The organism is Nocardia sp. NPDC004604 (genome assembly GCF_040609795.1).
Taxonomy (GTDB): Bacteria; Actinomycetota; Actinomycetes; order Mycobacteriales; family Mycobacteriaceae; genus Nocardia.
In genome coordinates, this window is sequence record NZ_JBEXLC010000056.1 from 36,611 (window position 1) to 53,603 (window position 16,993).

10 protein-coding genes are annotated in these 16,993 nt (G+C 66.9%); all 10 read left to right on the forward strand.

Annotation, left to right across the window (positions count from 1 at the left end):
• Positions 1-6,009 (forward strand): aminotransferase class III-fold pyridoxal phosphate-dependent enzyme, encoded by a 6,009-nt coding sequence (locus ABZW16_RS21145; RefSeq protein WP_354957645.1) that lies wholly within the window; start codon positions 1-3, stop codon positions 6,007-6,009.
• Entirely contained in the window at positions 6,006-6,905 is a 900-nt protein-coding gene (locus tag ABZW16_RS21150; RefSeq protein ID WP_354957646.1) for a hypothetical protein, read from the forward strand. Before ABZW16_RS21145 ends, ABZW16_RS21150 begins: the two co-directional genes overlap by 4 nt.
• Positions 6,902-7,156 carry a phosphopantetheine-binding protein gene (locus tag ABZW16_RS21155; RefSeq protein WP_354957647.1) on the forward strand — a complete coding sequence of 85 codons (255 nt, stop codon included), beginning with the start codon at positions 6,902-6,904 and terminating at the stop codon, positions 7,154-7,156. Before ABZW16_RS21150 ends, ABZW16_RS21155 begins: the two co-directional genes overlap by 4 nt.
• Complete coding sequence (locus ABZW16_RS21160; RefSeq protein ID WP_354957648.1) at positions 7,153-8,874, forward strand: fatty acyl-AMP ligase; 1,722 nt, start codon at positions 7,153-7,155, stop codon at positions 8,872-8,874. Before ABZW16_RS21155 ends, ABZW16_RS21160 begins: the two co-directional genes overlap by 4 nt.
• Positions 8,871-10,262 (forward strand): cytochrome P450, encoded by a 1,392-nt coding sequence (locus ABZW16_RS21165; RefSeq protein ID WP_354957649.1) that lies wholly within the window; start codon positions 8,871-8,873, stop codon positions 10,260-10,262. Before ABZW16_RS21160 ends, ABZW16_RS21165 begins: the two co-directional genes overlap by 4 nt.
• Before the next feature lie 149 nt (positions 10,263-10,411).
• Positions 10,412-13,153, forward strand: a complete 2,742-nt coding sequence (locus ABZW16_RS21170) for a PEP/pyruvate-binding domain-containing protein (RefSeq protein ID WP_354957650.1) — start codon at positions 10,412-10,414, stop codon at positions 13,151-13,153.
• A complete protein-coding gene (locus ABZW16_RS21175; protein ID WP_354957651.1) occupies positions 13,150-14,481 on the forward strand; it encodes a pyridoxal phosphate-dependent aminotransferase family protein in 1,332 nt (443 codons plus the stop codon). The genes ABZW16_RS21170 and ABZW16_RS21175 overlap by 4 nt, the downstream gene beginning before the upstream one ends.
• 1 nt (position 14,482) lies before the next feature.
• Positions 14,483-15,886, forward strand: coding sequence for a nucleotidyltransferase family protein (locus tag ABZW16_RS21180; RefSeq protein ID WP_354957652.1), 1,404 nt, complete (start codon positions 14,483-14,485; stop codon positions 15,884-15,886).
• 146 nt (positions 15,887-16,032) lie between these two features.
• Positions 16,033-16,734 (forward strand): HAD family hydrolase, encoded by a 702-nt coding sequence (locus ABZW16_RS21185; protein ID WP_354957653.1) that lies wholly within the window; start codon positions 16,033-16,035, stop codon positions 16,732-16,734.
• The coding region (locus ABZW16_RS21190; RefSeq protein WP_354957654.1) for an acylglycerol kinase family protein at positions 16,735-16,993 on the forward strand (259 nt) is incomplete at its 3' end.

A 16,993-nucleotide genomic window follows, 5' to 3' on the forward strand; every position in this document is an offset into this window, starting at 1 on the left:
TTGTCCGCGAGCGTTCTGTTTCCGGAACAAATAAATACCGCTGCCATTGTTTCCGAACACGAATTATTCGATGATTTCGCACGGTACAACCGTCCGGGGCTGGCTCGGCTGCTGCGTGCGTGCCATCTGGATCTGGTATATACGGGCGCCGAAAGTGACTACCTGATCCGCTCGGATGGTGCGCGGGTATTGGATCTGGTCAGCGGTTTCGGGGCGGCGCTGTTCGGGCACAACCATCCGACGCTGGTGCGGGTGGCGACCGCGCGGCTCAATCAGCAGACCCCGTTCGTCGCCCAGGGCAGCGTCCGGCCCGGAGCCGCGCGGCTGGCGCGTCGGCTCTCGGCGGCGGTGGCGGCCAGCACTGGCCGTGAGTACGTGGTGACCTTCGGATCGACCGGTGCGGATGCGGTCGAGGCGGCGATCCGGCACGCGGCCGTCGCGCATGCGCGTGCGCTCGGCGAGCTGGAGACCGAACTGCGCCGCACATTGCGCCGGGTTCGGCGCGACGGTCTGCACGATGTGCGTCCGATCGCCGTGGCCGACAATGGATCCGGTGCCACCGGCGACGACGGCCGTTCGGTCGCGGAGATTCTCGCCGAATCGTTGCGCGAGATCGATGAACTACGCCGTCGCGGACCGGTTTTTGTCTCGCTGGCCGGAGCCTTTCACGGCAAGACGGCCGGTGCGTTCGCGCTGACCGAGCAGGCCGATACCCCCGCGGATCTGGTGGTGCCGGGTCCGGAGCGGCGTAGGCTCGACACCTGGGAGCCGGACGAGGTCGCCGCGGCGTTCACCGAGGAACTGCGACCGATATGCCGGATCACCTTCGACGGCACCGGTCGGCCGGTCCGGTCGTGGACCCGGATCTCGCCGATCGCGGCGGTATTCGCCGAGCCGATCCAGGGCGAGGGCGGTGTCCGCGAAGTTCCCGCGGCGACCCTGCGCGCATTGCGCGGTTTGGCCGATCTGCACACGGCGGCCCTGGTTTTCGACGAGATCCAGTGCGGCATGGGCCGCACCGGAACCTTCCTCGCGTCGACGCCCTCGGGGGTCGCGGCGGACTACTACCTGCTCTCGAAATCGCTGGGCGGCGGCTTGGTGAAGATCTCCGCCCTATTGGTCGACCGGCAGCACTCCATCGCCGATTTCGGCCGCTACCACACCTCGACCTTCGCCGATGACGACCTGTCCTGCACCGTCGCCGATGCCGCGCTGGACCTACTGCGGGACAACCAGATCCGCATTTCCGACACCGGCGCGCAACTGCGGTCCCGGCTCGATGCGGTGGCACGACGCTGGCCGAAGGAGATCGTCGCCGTCCGCGGTCGCGGACTGCTGCAGGGCATCGAACTAGCGCCGCTGGAACCGGCATCGGCACTGCTGCGCGAGATCTGCGATCCGGAGATGTTCGGATACGTGGTGGCGGGTTATCTGCTGCACACCCATCAGATCCGTATGCTGCCAACGCTTTCCGCGCCGACCACGCTGCGTATCCAGCCCTCGGCTTTCCTCGCCGATGCGGAGCTGGACCGGCTGGCGGCGGCACTCGACGATCTCGCCGCACTGCTGCACCGCGGCGACTACCCGCGACTGCTCGCGCATCTGGCCGCACCGGTCACCACGAATTGGCCGGTGCCGGAACATAAGTCGCCGTCGCGGCGGCGCACCAACGAGGTCGCGCGCGACTGGAACGCCCCGACCCGGGTGGTCTTCCTCGCCAATCTGCCCGATGCCGCGGATCTGCGCAGATTCGCACCGGAACTGGCCGAATGGTCCGACGGTCAGTTCGCCGCACTGTTCGAACGGCTGCGCGGGGTGGCCGAACCCTTCGAACTGACCAGGCAGCTCGTCACGTCGCCGACCGGCGCCGCGGTCGAGGTCTGTCTGATCGCGGTGCCGATCTCGGCCGAACAGATCATCGAATGCCAGCGTGCCGGACATCGGGCCTGGCTGCGCGATCTGGTGCTGGAGGCGGTGGAGCAGGCGATCGCCCTGGGCGCCAGCGTGATCGGGCTCGGCGGCTACACCTCGATCGTCACCAACGCCTCGCGCGATGTCGTGGAGGACACCGTCAAGGTGACCTCGGGCAATTCGCTCACCGCGGCCTGCGCCTTCGAGGTGGTCCGGGCCGAACTCGCCCGCCTCGAACCGGGGCAGCGACGGGTCGGAATCCTCGGCGCGCTGGGCAATATCGGCGCGGTGATGGCGGAACTGCTCGCGCCGCTGGCGGATTCGGTGACCCTGGTCGGGCGCGCCGGATCGGCGTCGCGGCTGAATCGGGTCGCATCCTCGCTGCCCGGCGCGGTGACGGTCAGTGAGGACCTGACCGCGCTGCGCACCTGCCGCATCGTCCTCACCGCCACTAATTCGGCCGTGCCCGTGGTCACCGCCGAGCGGTTGGCCGGCGACCATCCGGTGCTCGTGGTCGATCTCGCGGTCCCCGGCGATGTGGATCCCGCGGTGTCCCACCAACCGAATATCACCCTGGTCTCCGGCGGGCGCATGGCGCTGCCGCTCGGCCAGACACCTCCATTTCCCGAAACCGGGCTGCCCGCCGGGGTGGTCTACGCCTGCATGGCCGAAACCATTCTGCTCGGTTTCGAACCGCGCACGGCGAGTCCGTCCTATGGCGGCCTGACCGCGGCAGGTGTGCGCGCCGCGCACGATCTGGCCGCCCGTCACGATGTGCGCCCGGTTCTGCTTCCGACAGGAGCTCCCACCGTGTCCGAAACTCCCACCGCAGCCACACCTGCCCCGATGTTCCTCGGCGCGGCCGATTTCGCACCGGACCGCGCCGGTGGCAAGGCGGGCACGCTGCACGAATTGATCGTCGCCGGATTCGAGGTCCCGCCCGGCTTCGTCGTCACCGCCGATCTCGATCTGACCCGGGTCTCCGACGAGGACCTGAGCGGCTGGGTGCGCGCACTGGGCGGATTCCCGGTCGCCGCGCGCTCGAGTGGTGTGCTCGAAGACCTCGATGACGCCAGCTTTGCCGGTCAGTACGAGTCCTATCTCGACATCACCGATGTCGCGGCCCTGCGCGGGTATATCGAGCAGTGCCGAGAGTCGGTGCACAACGAGCGAGTTCGCACCTATCTGGCCAGGCACGGGTACCGCGAGGCAGGCGCCTCGGTGGCCGTGCTGGTGCAGCGCATGGTCGAGGCCCGCTGTGCCGGAGTGGGTTTCAGTATCGATGCGCTCACCGGCATCGAGGACAATGCGGTCGTCGAAGCGTGCAACGGTCTAGGTGAACGACTCGTCTCCGGACATGTCACGCCGACCAGGTACACGCTGCGGCTGTTCGATGGTTCGGTGGTCGAGCGGGTGGCGGGCGATGAGGATGTGGCGTTGAATGCCAGCGCCACTGCCGAACTCGCCGCGCTCATGCTCGCGGTACAGGCGCACCGGCACCGTCCGCAGGACATCGAATGGGCCATCGACGGTGACGGAAAGCTGTGGCTGCTGCAGGCGCGGGCCATTACCGCAATCACCTGGCGCACCGATATCGACCAGTTCTCCGATGCCGATCTGCGTGACGGCGGCGTCTCGGCGCGGGTCTGCACGCCGATGATGTTCTCGTTGTACGACAACGCCTTCCAGCATTCGATGCAGCAGTTCATGGAGCGGTTGAAGCTGACCGAACCCGGTGTGGAGCCGGACTGGATGGCCATGTACTACGGCCGCGCCTACTGGAATGTCAGCGCGGTCAAGCAGTGCTTCTTCCGCATCCCCGGTTTCGACGAACAGCATTTCGATGATGACCTCGGCGTGCTCAACGACTACGGCCCCAACGGACCGCACCGCACCCCGACGAATGCCAAGACCATCGCCAAGGCACTGCCAGCGGCGTTGGCCGTGCCGAAGAGCTACCAGGATCAGTTGGCCGCGGTCGAGGCATTCGCGGCCGAATGGCCCGCGAAGCACGCGGTATGGCGCGAGCGGGTTCGAGAACTGCCGCGGACCGATGCGGCCACCTTCGTCGCCGATCTGGCGGACTGCCTGCTGACCTTCCATGCCAACACCGAGCGCGCCTACTTCACCACCATCTACAACAACTCCAGCGTGCAGACCGACTTCAAGCAGCTGCTCGACAAGGTCGACGCCGCGACCGGTGTGACCACTTCGGCGATCGATCTGATGGGCGGGCTCGCCGATATCAGCCATATGCAGCTGCAGCGCGGCATTGTCGAATTGCACCGGGTGGCAAGCGTGCACGGACTCGACAGTCCCGAGTGGACCGAGGCCATCGACGCCTTCCTGGACGAGCAGGGTTTCCACGCCGATGCGGAGCTGGATCTGACCAGCCCGCGCTGGTCGGAGGAGCCCGAGCGGGTGCGATCGATGATCGCGGTCATGCTCGAACACGGCACCGTGCCGGCGGATCCCGATGTGACGCTGGTGGATCAGCGCAAACGCTACGAGGACGAACTGGCCGCGGTGCGGGCGCGGGTGCGGGCCAAGCCGCTGGCTCGGGTGAAGCACGCCAAGGCGCTGGACAAGCAGGTCGATCGGATGCGGCGGTATCTGGTCGCGCGTGAACGCATGCGGGAGTTCTCCTCGCAGTGCTATGCCATCGTGCGCGCCTATGTCGTCGAGGCCGGGGTGCGGCTCGCCGCGGCGGGCACGCTCGAGCAGGCCGACGATGTGTTCCAGCTGTCCATCGACGAGCTGAGCGATCTCGCGGCCGGACGGGTGGAGATCGCCACGCTCGCACCCCAGATCGCGTACCGCCGTGCGGTTTACGCGGGCTATCGGGATCTGGTGCCGCCGCATGAGCTCGGCGGTGGTGTCACGGTGGGCGCGGTCCGCGAGATCGGCGACGGCGATCTGACCGGACTCGGGTGCAGTCCAGGTCTCGCGGAGGGCACCGCCCGGGTGATCACCTCGCTGGCCGATATCGATCAGCTGCGCGAGGGCGACATTCTCGTCACCCGGTTCACCGATCCGGGGTGGACGCCAGCGCTCGGACTGGTCGCCGCCGTGGTGACCGAGGTCGGCGGGATGCTCTCACATGCCGCGGTCATCGGGCGGGAGTACGGAATTCCGGCGGTGCTCAATGTCGCCGGTGCGACGACGGCGGTGCGCTCCGGACAGCGGATCCGGGTCGATGGCGGTACCGGAGTCATCAGTGTGCTGGAGGCTGCGGTCTCCGCCGAGGCAGCGCCGGTCGCGCTGGTGTCCGCCAGCGGCGACCACGAGCAAATCCTCGCGGCCGCCGTCCCGGAACCGGAGCCGTCGCGGGAGCGTCCGGTACCCGCCGAACCACTGGTCCCGCAGCCGGATGAGCCCGCGCGTGCGGTGCCATTGCGGCCCGCGCATCCCCAACAACAACTCCAGCCCCCGGAGCGTCCGCGTCCGGCGGCCAGCAGAACGGATGAACCACTGACTGCACGCAAGCGCCTGATCTGCATCGCCGGTGCCGACGGATCGGGTAAGACGACCCAGGTGGCCCGCATCGCCGCGGAATTCGAGGCACAAGGCCAAAGCGTTGCCGCCGTGACCATTTGGGACGCATTCCTCGATCCGAAGGTCTCCTCGAAACTGCCCTGGCGCAGCCCGGCCGAGATCTACGGTTACCTGAAGCTGCTGTCTCCGCTGAGCCGGGCGCACTTCCTGTTCCACGCCATGCAGCTGTCCTTCGATCTGGCCGCCGAGCGCGGCGCGGACATCCTGCTGGCAAATGCCTACTGGTACAAGTACTTCGCCACCGAGGTCGCCCACGGCGGCGATGCGACGGTGCTGCGCAAGCTGGCGGCCGGATTCCCGGAACCCGACCGCACCTTCTACCTCTCGGTGCGTCCGGAGGATGCGCTGGGGCGCAAGCAGTTGCGCAGCGACTACGAAAGCGGTTACGGCGACGAGGCGACCTTCCTGGAATTCCAGCGTCGCAGCCACGACACATTGGAGGCCTTGTCGGCGGAGTTCGGCTGGATCCGTCTGGACGGCACCGCGGCCCCGGCCGAGATCACCAAGGCCGTACTCGCCCAACTGCGGGAGGACGACCGGTGAGCACCGAGACAGTATTGCGCAGCGATTCGCTGGGAGCCGACGCTCGGGCGACGGGCCGGGCCCGCCGTGTCGCGATCGTCGGCATCGATGGCGCTGGCAAATCCTCGGTGCTGGCACGATTGCGCGAATTGGTACCGGCCACCGGCTCTTTCGCCTCGATGACCTGCCCGGACTTCCACAACACCAGGAATGTGCCGCTGTCCGAGCTGTCCGAGCAGCTCAAGGCCTTCAGCGTCGGATGTGACGAAATCGCCAGCCTGGAGATGAAGGCCACGGCGATGTATCTGCAGATGACGCTGTTCGGACCGGTGGAGCGGCATTTCCTGAACACCTGGTCGCCGGATGTGCTGGTCTTCGAACGGCATCCGCTGATCGAACTGCTGGTCTACGGACCGCTGTATGTCGCACTGGCCCGCCCGGAATGGAACGGTCACGACCGCGCGGCGGAGATCGCGACCGTACTGGAACGCCACCGGCCGGGCACCTTCGATGACATCCTGGCCTGGCAGCGGTCCGAATCCACCCGTCTGGGCAGCTCCCCGGACATCTGGGATCTGCTCTCGGAAATCGCGGATCTGGTGCGCCGGGACGTGACCGAATCGGTCCCCGGCTTCGCCGACCGGTTCCGCACCACACTGCCCGATGCGGTGCTCTGGCTGGACGCACCGCCGGAACAGGCAGCGACTCGGTGTGCGCAACGTTCGGGGGACGGGCCGAAGGAGGCCCACGAAACCGCAGAGCGGCTCGGAGCCCTGCGTGACGGATATCTACAGGTGCGCGACACCCTCGCGGCGGCCTTCCCCGAAGTGGAATTCCACCGCATCGACACCGCCGACGGTGTCGACCTGGAGGAGTCGGTGCGCGCCTGCGTGACGGAAGGGAAGTTGCTCGGATGAGTACACAGGCAGGTACCCCGGCCACCGCGGTCGAGGCGCGGGTGCGCGCCATTGTCGGTGAGGTGCTGTGGGTTTCGGCGGACGATATCGACTCCGCCGCCCAACTGATCGACTACGGACTGGATTCGCCGACGGCCATCGAGCTGACCATTCAGCTGGAGCAGGCGTTCGGCATCAGCATTCCGGAAGACGCTGCAGCACAGTTGAATACGGTCGGCGAGATCGTGCAGTACGTGCGGGGTGAGCAATGACGGTGCCGACTCCCCAGCATCCGACGATCGTGCACGCGCTGCTGGCCAATGCCGAGCGTGCCACGACCGGCCCGTCCACGATCTTCGTTCCGGAGCGTGGCGGTGACGGCTCCGGCGGCGAAACCGCCTGGCGTCATGATGATCTCGCGGCCGCGGCAGGACGCAGCGCGGCCGCATTGGCCGCCGCGGGAGTCGAGCCGGGCGATCGGGTGATGCTGTGCCTGCCCACCTCGCCGGAGTTCGTCACCGCATTCTTCGGCGCGCTGCTACTCGGTGCGGTGCCGACCGCGGTGGCGACGCCGGGTGGTTTCGGTTCGGCGGATATCTTCCGGGACAAGTTCACTCGGCTGGTCGCCTATCTGGAACCGGCGGCGGTGGTCGCGACATCGTCGGTGCTCGCTGGGGGAGCACTGCCGGATGCCGTGGCGGCCATCGACGGCGATGTGCTGCACGCAGTGGCCGGTACGGTGGATGCGCCCGCGCTGGCCCCCAGACTTCCCGAGCCGGGGGATCTGGCCTTCATCCAGGCGACCTCCGGGTCGACCGGAACACCGAAGGGTGTGCAGGTCACCCACGCCAATCTCGCGGCCAACTGCGAACAGATCGCCGGGGTCGCCTCGATGGGGCCGGGTGACACCTGGGTCGGCTGGTTGCCGCTGCACCACGATATGGGGCTGATCGGCGGATTCCTGACACCGGTGTTCCGTGGCTTCGATGCGGTGTTGATGCCGCCGAGCCGGTTCCTGCGCAGTCCAGGGGATTGGCTGCGCGCGGTCAGCCGGTATCGCGGAACAATCACGGCGGCACCGAATTTCGCCTACGGGTATGCCGCGGCCCGGATCACCGATGCCGAACTCGCCGGCGTCGACCTGTCGACCTGGCGATTCCTGTTCTGTGGTGCGGAACCCATCCATCCGCCGACCGTCCAGCGCTTCGTCGACCGATTCGCCGCGTGGGGGCTGCCGAAGGACGCGCTGGTGCCGTGCTACGGAATGGCCGAGGCCTCCCTTGCGGTCACGGTCAACCGCCCGCACGCGCCGATCGCCTACGACGCGATATCGCGCCGTGCGCTCACCGGAAACGGTGTGGCCCTGGATATTCCGCAGGACGATCCCGACGCGATGCACATCGTCGACTGCGGCGCGCCGCTGCCGGGCACCGAGGTTCGCATTGTGGCCGAGGACGGCGCGATCTGCGGTGCGGATATCGTCGGCCGCATCCAGTTCCGCGGTCCCTCCATGACCATCGGCTACTTCCGGCTACCCGCGGAGACCGCGGCCGCCACCAGCGACGGCTGGTGGGACACCGGCGATATCGGCTACCTGCGCGACGGCAGGTTGCGCATTACCGGCAGGCATAAGGACCTGATCATCATCCGCGGCGCGAACTACCTGCCTACCGATTTCGAGCTCGCCGCGCAGGAAGTCGCGGGCGTGCGATTGGGTGGTGTCGCCGCGGTCGGTCATGCCGATATCCAAGGGCTTTCGGAGGAACTGCACCTGATCGTCGAGTCCGCTGCCGACGCCGACGAACACGATACGCTGCGGCGCGCCGTGCGCGTGGCGGTGAGCAAGCGCACCGGTGTGTTGCCCGCCGGTGTTCGGGTGGTGCCGCCGCGCAGCATCCCGAAAACCACCAGCGGCAAGGTACAGCGCGCGGAGGCCCGGCGACTGTTCCTGGTCGAGGAAGATCTGGTCGGCGCCGGGGGAGCGGCATGAGCGAATGTGGCCGTCGACTCGCCGGTCCGACGCTGCGGCATCCGCTCGGCGCGTATCCGGACTACCGCGCCGACCCGCTCGCGCTGTTCTACGAGCAGGCGGTCGCGCACGGCGGCAGCGTCCGGCTGCGCCTGGTGCACCAGCAACTGCACCTGCTGGTGGAGCCGGACCATATCAACCAGGTGCTGGTCACCAATGCGGCCAAGTACGAGAAGGGGATCAGCTACCAGAGCCTGAACCATCTGCTCGGACCCGGCCTGCTCACCAGCGGCGGCGAACTGTGGAAGCGTCAGCGCGCCTTGATCAAACCGGCCTTCTCGCGCCGCCATGTCGATACCGAGATTCCGCTGATGCAGCAGTGCGGGCAGCGGATGCTGGACCGGCTCGACGGCTACGCGGCCGGCGGTGCGGCCTTCGACCTGGTTCCCGAGGTAATGGGCTTCGCGGCCGATGTGGTGTGCCGTGCGGTCCTTGGCGCCGATATCGACGGCGTGCTACCACAGATCGAAGACGATGTGCGCGAGGGTGTTTCGTGGGTGATGCGGCATATGTCCGCACCCATCCAGGTGCCACCGAGCGTGCCGACTCCGGCCAATCGGCGCTTCCAAGGTGTGCTCGAACGGCTGCATCGCGTGGTGGACAGCGTGATCCAGCGGCATCGGGCCGCCGAGGTCGACGCGACGTCCCTGCTGGCGCGGCTGCTCGCGGCGCGCGATGACGCTGGACACGCGATGGACGATGAGCAACTGCGACACGAGGTGCTCACCTTCCTACTCGCCGGACACGAGACAACCGGCGGTGCGATGGCGTGGACGATCTACGAACTGTGCCGCAACCCGGCCGTGCTCGCCCGCGTGCGTGATGAAGTCGATGTCGCGCTGGCGCTGACCGACGATGTCGGCCGCGCGCTGCCCGCGCTGGAGTTGACCGGTCGTGCGATCGATGAGGCGATGCGCCTGCACCCACCCGCGTGGGCGTTCAGCCGCACCGCACTGGAGCCGGACAGTTTCGACCGCTTCGATCTGCGACCGGGCGCGATCGTGGTGATCAGCCCGTTCGTCAATCACCGACTTCCCGAATTCTGGGATTCCCCACTGACCTTCGATCCCGACCGGTTCACCAAGGAACAGACCAAGGCCCGCCCGCCGTTCCGCTACTTCCCGTTCGGCTGGGGCGCACATCTGTGCGTCGGCCAGCATATGGCGCTGACGGAGGTGCGGGTCGGCATCGCGATGCTGTTGGCCCGCTATGACATCGAACTCGTCAACGGCATGCGGGTGCGGGAGAACCCCGAGATCTCCAATACCCCCGATCCGGTACTGGTGCGGCTCACCCCGCGTGCGCCCGCCGCGCCGACGGCCGAGCCCATGCAGGAGGCCGCCCAATGAGCACAGCATCGCACGGCGATTCGATGAGGGGTGGTGGCCGGGTGACGGGTGGGCGTACAGCATCGCACAGCGATTCGATGAGGGGTGGTGGCCGGGTGACGGGTGGGCGTACAGCTTCGCAAAGCGATTCTATGAGAGGCGGCGAACAGGTGGCAGCTGAGCCCGGAGCAGCCGTCGGCACAACAGTCCGCGACATCGCACTGGCCGCCGATGCCACGCTGACGACCCAGGTCGGCGCCAAGGCGGCGAACCTTGCCAGGCTGGTGGCGGCCGGATATCGGGTGCCGCCCTTCGTGGTGCTCAGCTCCGCGGCCTGCGCTCGCATACTCGAACCGATCCGCGGATCCATTGCCGCGGAACTCGATTCGCTCGACCACACCGATCCGGCCGCGCTGCGTGCGGTGTCGGCGCAGATCCGCGCGCTCATCCTCGCCACGGCGATACCGGCGGATATCCGAACCGAACTCGACGCAGATGTCGGCGAAATCGTCGATCGCACGTCGCAGTCCGGTGCCCGGCTGGCCGTACGCTCCTCGGTGAGCGGTGAGGATTCGGCGACCGATTCCTTCGCGGGTCAGCTCGATACGCTGCTGAATATCGCTCCCGCGGAGGTATCCGGGGCGGTGCTGGAGGTTCTCGCCTCCGCGTATTCGGAGCGGTCGCTGTTCTACCGGGCGCACCGCGGTCTGGACAACGCTGAGATCGACTGTGCCGTCCTGGTTCAGGTGCTGGTCGACAGTGCGGTATCCGGTGTCGTCTTCAGCTGCAATCCGCAGACCGGCGATCCGGCCGAGGCCGTGGTCTCTGCCGCGCTCGGACTCGGGGAAGGGGTGGTCGCCGGAACCGTCGAGTGTGACACCTATTTCGTCGATACTGCCGCACGCACGATCGTGTCCCGTTCGGTCGCCGAGAAGCAGAGCAGAGTGGTGGCCGCCGATGGTTCCGGCACGGTCATCGAACAGATGACCGCTGTCACCGAGCAAGCCCTCACCGACGCTCGAGTGGTCGAACTCGTCGACACCGCGACGGCATTGGCCGAAACCTTCGGCACCCCACAGGATGTCGAATGGGCCTATGACGCTGGCGGGGTGCTGTACCTGCTCCAGGCACGTCCGATCACCGCGACGGGCGCGCGCGAAACTATCTTCGACAATGTCAATGTGGCCGAGTCCTACCCCGGCCTGTCCACCCCGCTCACCTTCTCCATCCTGCGCAATGCCTACGAACAGGTATTCCGGGCCTGCCACAGGGACTTCGGCGCGAGCGACGCGATCGTCGACCGCAATGCCGCGAGCCTGTACCCATATCTGGTCGGCACCGCCCACGGCCGCATCTACTACAACATCAGCAACTGGTACCGGCTGTTCCTGCAGATTCCCGGCATGGAGTTCGCCATCGAGGGCTGGGAGGCGGCCCTCAATATCGAGAACCGCTATCAGCGTCCTGCCGCACCGAAGCGCGGACTGGCACGGGCGAAGATGTATCTGCTCCGGCTGCGCATCGCCGCCATTATCACCGTCGGCTGGTTGCGCCTGCCGCGCCGACTGCGCGCGTTCTTCACCGAGCTGCAATCCTTCACCGCCGATCTGGACCGCCGCCTCGCCCCGGATACGCCGGAGCGGGAACGGGATCCGGAGGCGCTACTGGAGTGGATGGAGCGCTGCCTGCACGAACTGGTGCCCGCCTATGCCGTGCAGATCTTCAATGACTTCCTGGCCCAGCAGATGTTCCACGCTGTCGGACTGCTGCTGGAACGCGAAGGTCTCACCGAGACCGCCGCCAGCACACTGCGCAACGAATTGTTCTGCGGCGAAGAGGGGGTCGACAGCGTCGACCCGGTGCGCTCCGCACTCGCTTTGACCGCAACGGTCCGGTCCGATGCCGCGCTGCGCGAACTGTTCGAGGGCCCGCTGGAGCCGCAGGAAGTGTGGAAAGCTCTGGCGCAAAGCGGATTCGCCGAATTCCGTGCGGCATGCCTGCGCCATATCGCGCTATTCGGCGACCGCACCGTCGATGAGCTGAAGCTGGAGACCGACCCGCTGGGCGAACATCCGGAGCGGCTGGTGCCGATGCTGCGCAACTATCTGCGTGGCGGTCAGAACATCGACGAGATGGCGGCGCGCGAGAAGCTGATCCGGCGCGAGGCCGAGGCCAGCGCGGCGGCACTGTTCCGCGGAAAGTTCGTGCAGCGGATGGCATTCCGGTTCGCACTCGGCCGTGCACGCGAGCATGTCAAGCAGCGCGAGAATATGCGCCTTGGCCGCAGCCGCTCATTCGGCCTGGTGAAGCGGGTGTTCCGCGAATACGGCAGGCAAATGTACGCGGCGGGACTGCTCGACGATCCGCGCGATATCTTCTGGCTCACCTACGAGGAGATCGCGGCACTGACCCGGGGCACCGCCATCGATACCGATGCCGCGCGCACCGTGGCCACCCGCAAACGCGACCACGAGCGCTGGCGCACCGAGGAGTTGCCGACACGGATCGTCACGGCAGGCATCGCGGCCGTCGGCATCAATGATCCGTCCTTCGAACATCCGGCCCCGACCGGCGATTCCGGCAGTGTGCTGCACGGAATCGGCTGCGCGCCGGGCCGAGTCGAAGCTCCGGCATTGGTGCTGACCACACCGGAGCCGGATGTGGTCGTCGACGGGCAGATCCTGGTGGCCGCCAGCACCGATCCCGGTTGGGTCTTCCTGATGGTGGCCGCAGGGGGACTGGTCAGCGAGAAGGGCAGTCCGCTCTCGCACACCGCCATTATCGGCCGCGAACTCGGCATCCCCACCGTCGTCGGCGTTCCGGGCGTCACCCGCCTGGTCGCCACCGGGGATGTGCTGATTCTCGACGGCAAGGCCGGAACCGCAACCATCGTTCAGGAACACAGCTCATGACTTCCACTGCGGCCGTCCCACACCAGAGCGGTGCTGGGCACGGCGAGAACTTCAGCCTCGAACATTATCTCGATCCCGCCGCACACACCTTCGAACAGCGCTTCGAGGAGTTCCGGCCCTATGTCGCGAATGCGCGCGGCACCGGGTTCGTGCTGCGCGAGATCACCGGACCGGCCGGACCCGTCGTGCAGGTGCGCGATCCCGACGGCGGTGCGGTCCGCGACCTGATCATGCTGGGCTCGAACAACTACCTGGGGCTCGGCAATGAACCCGAGATCGTCGAGGCCGCCGTCCGCGCCATTCGGGAATTCGGTGTCGGCCATGGTGGACCGCCGCTGCTTAACGGCACCACCTCGGTGCATCGGCGACTCGAGGAACGTCTCGCCGAGACCAAGGGCTGCGAATCAGCGCTGGTCTTCTCCTCCGGCTATGCCGCCAATGTCGGCTGGGTGACCGGTCTGCTGCGCAATGGCGACATCCTGCTCTACGACGAGCAGAGCCACGCCAGCCTCTACGACGGCATCCAGCTCGGCCGGGTCCGCTCGATGGCCTTCGACCACAATGACCTTCGGCATCTGCGGCACCGGCTGATGCAGATCCGCTGGCGCAATCCGGGCGCGAATATCGTGGTCGCCGTCGAGGGCGTGTACTCGATGGACGGTGATATCGCGCCGCTGCCGGAGATCCGGGCGCTGTGCGATTCGTTCGGAGCCTGGCTGGCCATCGACGACGCACACGGCACCGGTGTCCTCGGTGCGAAAGGTCATGGCACCGCCGAACATTTCGGCATGGGGCCCGGATCGGTCGAGCTCTATATGGGCACGTTCTCGAAGGTGTTCGCCACCACCGGCGGCTTCGTCGCCGGTTCCAAGGATCTGGTCGATACGCTGCGCTTCTTCGCGCGGTCCTACATGTTCTCGGCATCGCTGGCGCCCGCGGTGGTCGCCTCGGTGCTCGCCGCCATCGATTTCATCGACGCGCATCCCGAGCGCATCCGCCAATTGCACGACAATGTCGACTATTTCGTGCGGGAACTGCGGCGAATGGGCTTCGCGGTCGATCCGCAGACCGCGATCATTCCGATTCTCGTGCCGCAGCATCTGGCCGTTGCCGAGGTGGTGGCCGCGCTGCACGCCGAGGGCGTCTTCGTCAATGGCGTCGAATTCCCGGCCGTGCCACGCGAACAGCAGCGACTGCGGGTCAGCATGATGGCCACCCTCAGCCGGGAGCAGTTGGATTTCGCGCTGGCAAAGATCTCGACCGTTGCGCGCCGTTTCGGCTTCCATCCCGAACAGATCGGCACCACCGAATACGAAGGAATCCGCTGATATGACCGGAATCGAGATCGCCACTGGTGCAACGGCTTCCGAGCGCCTGCTGGTGCACGCCGCACTGGCCGAGCCGAGCCCCGACGAGCGGTCGCAATTGGCGAAGCTCGCCCATGAGATCACCAATTGGGCCGAGGTTTTCGAGCTGGCGAAGGTCAATGCGACCGTCCCGCTGGTGCAGCGCCGCCTGGAATCCGAAAACCTCTACGAGCTGGTACCCGAATTGGTGCGCGCGCATTTCGCGGGCGTGACCGATCACATTGCCGCCGTCAACGATCGGCGTCTGGCCGGTGCCCTCGAGCTATTGCGCCGCTTCGACGAACGCGGTGTGCGCTGTGTCGTGCTCAAGGGCATGCTGTTCTCGACGGAGATCTATCACGACCCGCGCTACAAGCGCATGAACGACCTCGACATCCTCGTCGAACTCGACCAGGTCGACACCGTCATCGAGATCTATCGGGAGCTCGGCCTTTTCGCCACCTCGGAACTGCTCGGCAAGGCGCCCAAGGTACGCGCCGAACGCTCCCACCACCTGCCGTCGTTCGTCTCCCGTGACGGTGCGCTGGTCGTCGGCACGCACTGGGGCCTGATCACCCCGTTGGCCCCGTACACCATCGACTACGCCGCCATCTGGAACCGGGTGCGGCGCATCGACTTCTACGGTGTGCCCGCCTGGGCCATGTCACACGAGGACAATCTGCACCACCTCGGCATCCACCTGCCCTACTACAAGACCGGCGTGCGCGAACTCGCCGATATCTGGAATCTGGCGCGCTATGCGACCGGTCTCGACTACGACCTGCTCGCCGGTGAAATCGCCAAGGCCGGCAGCGAAAACCTGATATACCACGCCCTTTCGCTGGCCGATCGGCTCGTCCCGGTCCCCGAATTCGCGGCTGTGGTCGGCTGGATCGCCCCGAAGGTCAACCGCTTCACCCGCTATGACACCGCGCGTAAGACCGCCGATATCCACGCTCTGCTGCGCAGCCGCTCGACCCACACCTCGCGCATCGAGAAGGCCTATACCGAATTCAATATGACCGCGGTCGCCGCGGAGAAGCGCGGCAGCTTCGCGCGGCTGTGGTCTGATCTGCTGCTGGTGCCCGGCGCGGAGGCGCGCAAGATGAGTTCGCTGCGCGACCCATCGGCGCTATCCGACCTCGGTGCGCGGATCGCTGCTCCGTACCGCCTGACCCGGGTATTCCAGCGTGACCTCGGCCGCTGGCTGTTTCCGGCGGCACTGGCCAAGACGGTCTTCGATCTCGGTGCCGCCTATGGTTCGGAACTGGCGAGCCGGGCGGGCATCGGTACGAGCGCGGCCGAGCGTCCCGGCATTGATGAATACGCGGCGCAGCTCGGCCTGACCCGAGACGATCTGCAAGCGGTTCTGGACAGCCAGGAATGAATACAGCGTCGCGCAGCGACCCGATGCGGGGTGGTGGCCGGGTGGCGGGTGGGCGTACCGCGTCGCGAAACGGCCCGATGCGGGGCGATGGTCGGGCGGCGGATGGGCACACAGCATCCCAAAGAGGCGGGTCCGGATATCGGACGGTGCTGTGGGACCTGGACGGCACCCTGGTGCGACTGCACCGGCGCCGGTTCAAAACGCTCATGCCGCTGGCAGCCGCACAGGTATTCCGCGAGTTGACCCCGCGGCATCGGTTTCTGCGCGTCCTCTACGGCGTGCTGAAGCAAGTGCGCGCCAACGACACCGAGCACACCAATACCGAACTCATGGTGCGACTGCTCGCCGACCGGCTCGGCGTCGCACCAGATGCCGTCGCGACGCAACTGAAGACCTTGGCGGAGACGGGCTTTCCGCGCCTGCGCCAGTGCTTTCCGCCCGAGCCGTGGGCGCTGGATACGGTGGCCCGGCTCCGGGAGGCGGGCACCGTGCAGGTGGTCGCGACCAATCCGCTGTGGCCGGACAGCACGGTCGTCACTCGGCTGGGTTGGGGCGGCTACGACCCGTCGGTTTTCACCTTTCGCACCAGCGGCGAGAATATGCGCCGTTCGAAGCCACGCATCGAGTTCTACCGAGAACTGCTGGCTCGGCTCGGCGCGGAGCCGGGGGAGTGCGTGATGATCGGCAATGACGCCGCCAATGATGCGCCAGCGGCGCGAATCGGGATCCCCGTCTTTCTGGTGAATGTGCTGGAATCGGCTGTCCCACAAGACTGTTCGGCTACCAGTCTAGTAAGCACCGGGGGTTGGCCTCGGCTGCGCGAGTGGCTGGGTATCGAGGAGGATTAAATGCTCGTCGTCCTGAATCCACAGTCCAATGCCGGGACGGCCCTACAGCGGTGGCGTCCGGTCGAACATGCCTTGCGCGAACGGGATACCGACCTCACCGTCGAAATGCCCAGCGACGCAGCGCAAGCCGCGAAGGTGGTGCGCGCGAGTTTCGAGTCGGAAGCACCCGATGTCATTGTGGCGGCGGGCGGCGACGGCATGGTCAACCTGGTCCTCAACGCGATGATGGATCCCGAGACGGACCGACCGCGGCGCGCAG

What these genes read in the sequence shown, in the direction of transcription:
- ABZW16_RS21180 (WP_354957652.1), top strand. Translation starts at nt 14,483, where the DNA reads ATGACCGGAATCGAGATCGCCACTGGTGCAACGGCTTCCGAGCGCCTG.
- ABZW16_RS21160 (WP_354957648.1), top strand. Translation starts at nt 7,153, where the DNA reads ATGACGGTGCCGACTCCCCAGCATCCGACGATCGTGCACGCGCTGCTG.
- ABZW16_RS21155 (WP_354957647.1), top strand. Translation starts at nt 6,902, where the DNA reads ATGAGTACACAGGCAGGTACCCCGGCCACCGCGGTCGAGGCGCGGGTG.
- ABZW16_RS21165 (WP_354957649.1), top strand. Translation starts at nt 8,871, where the DNA reads ATGAGCGAATGTGGCCGTCGACTCGCCGGTCCGACGCTGCGGCATCCG.
- ABZW16_RS21175 (WP_354957651.1), top strand. Translation starts at nt 13,150, where the DNA reads ATGACTTCCACTGCGGCCGTCCCACACCAGAGCGGTGCTGGGCACGGC.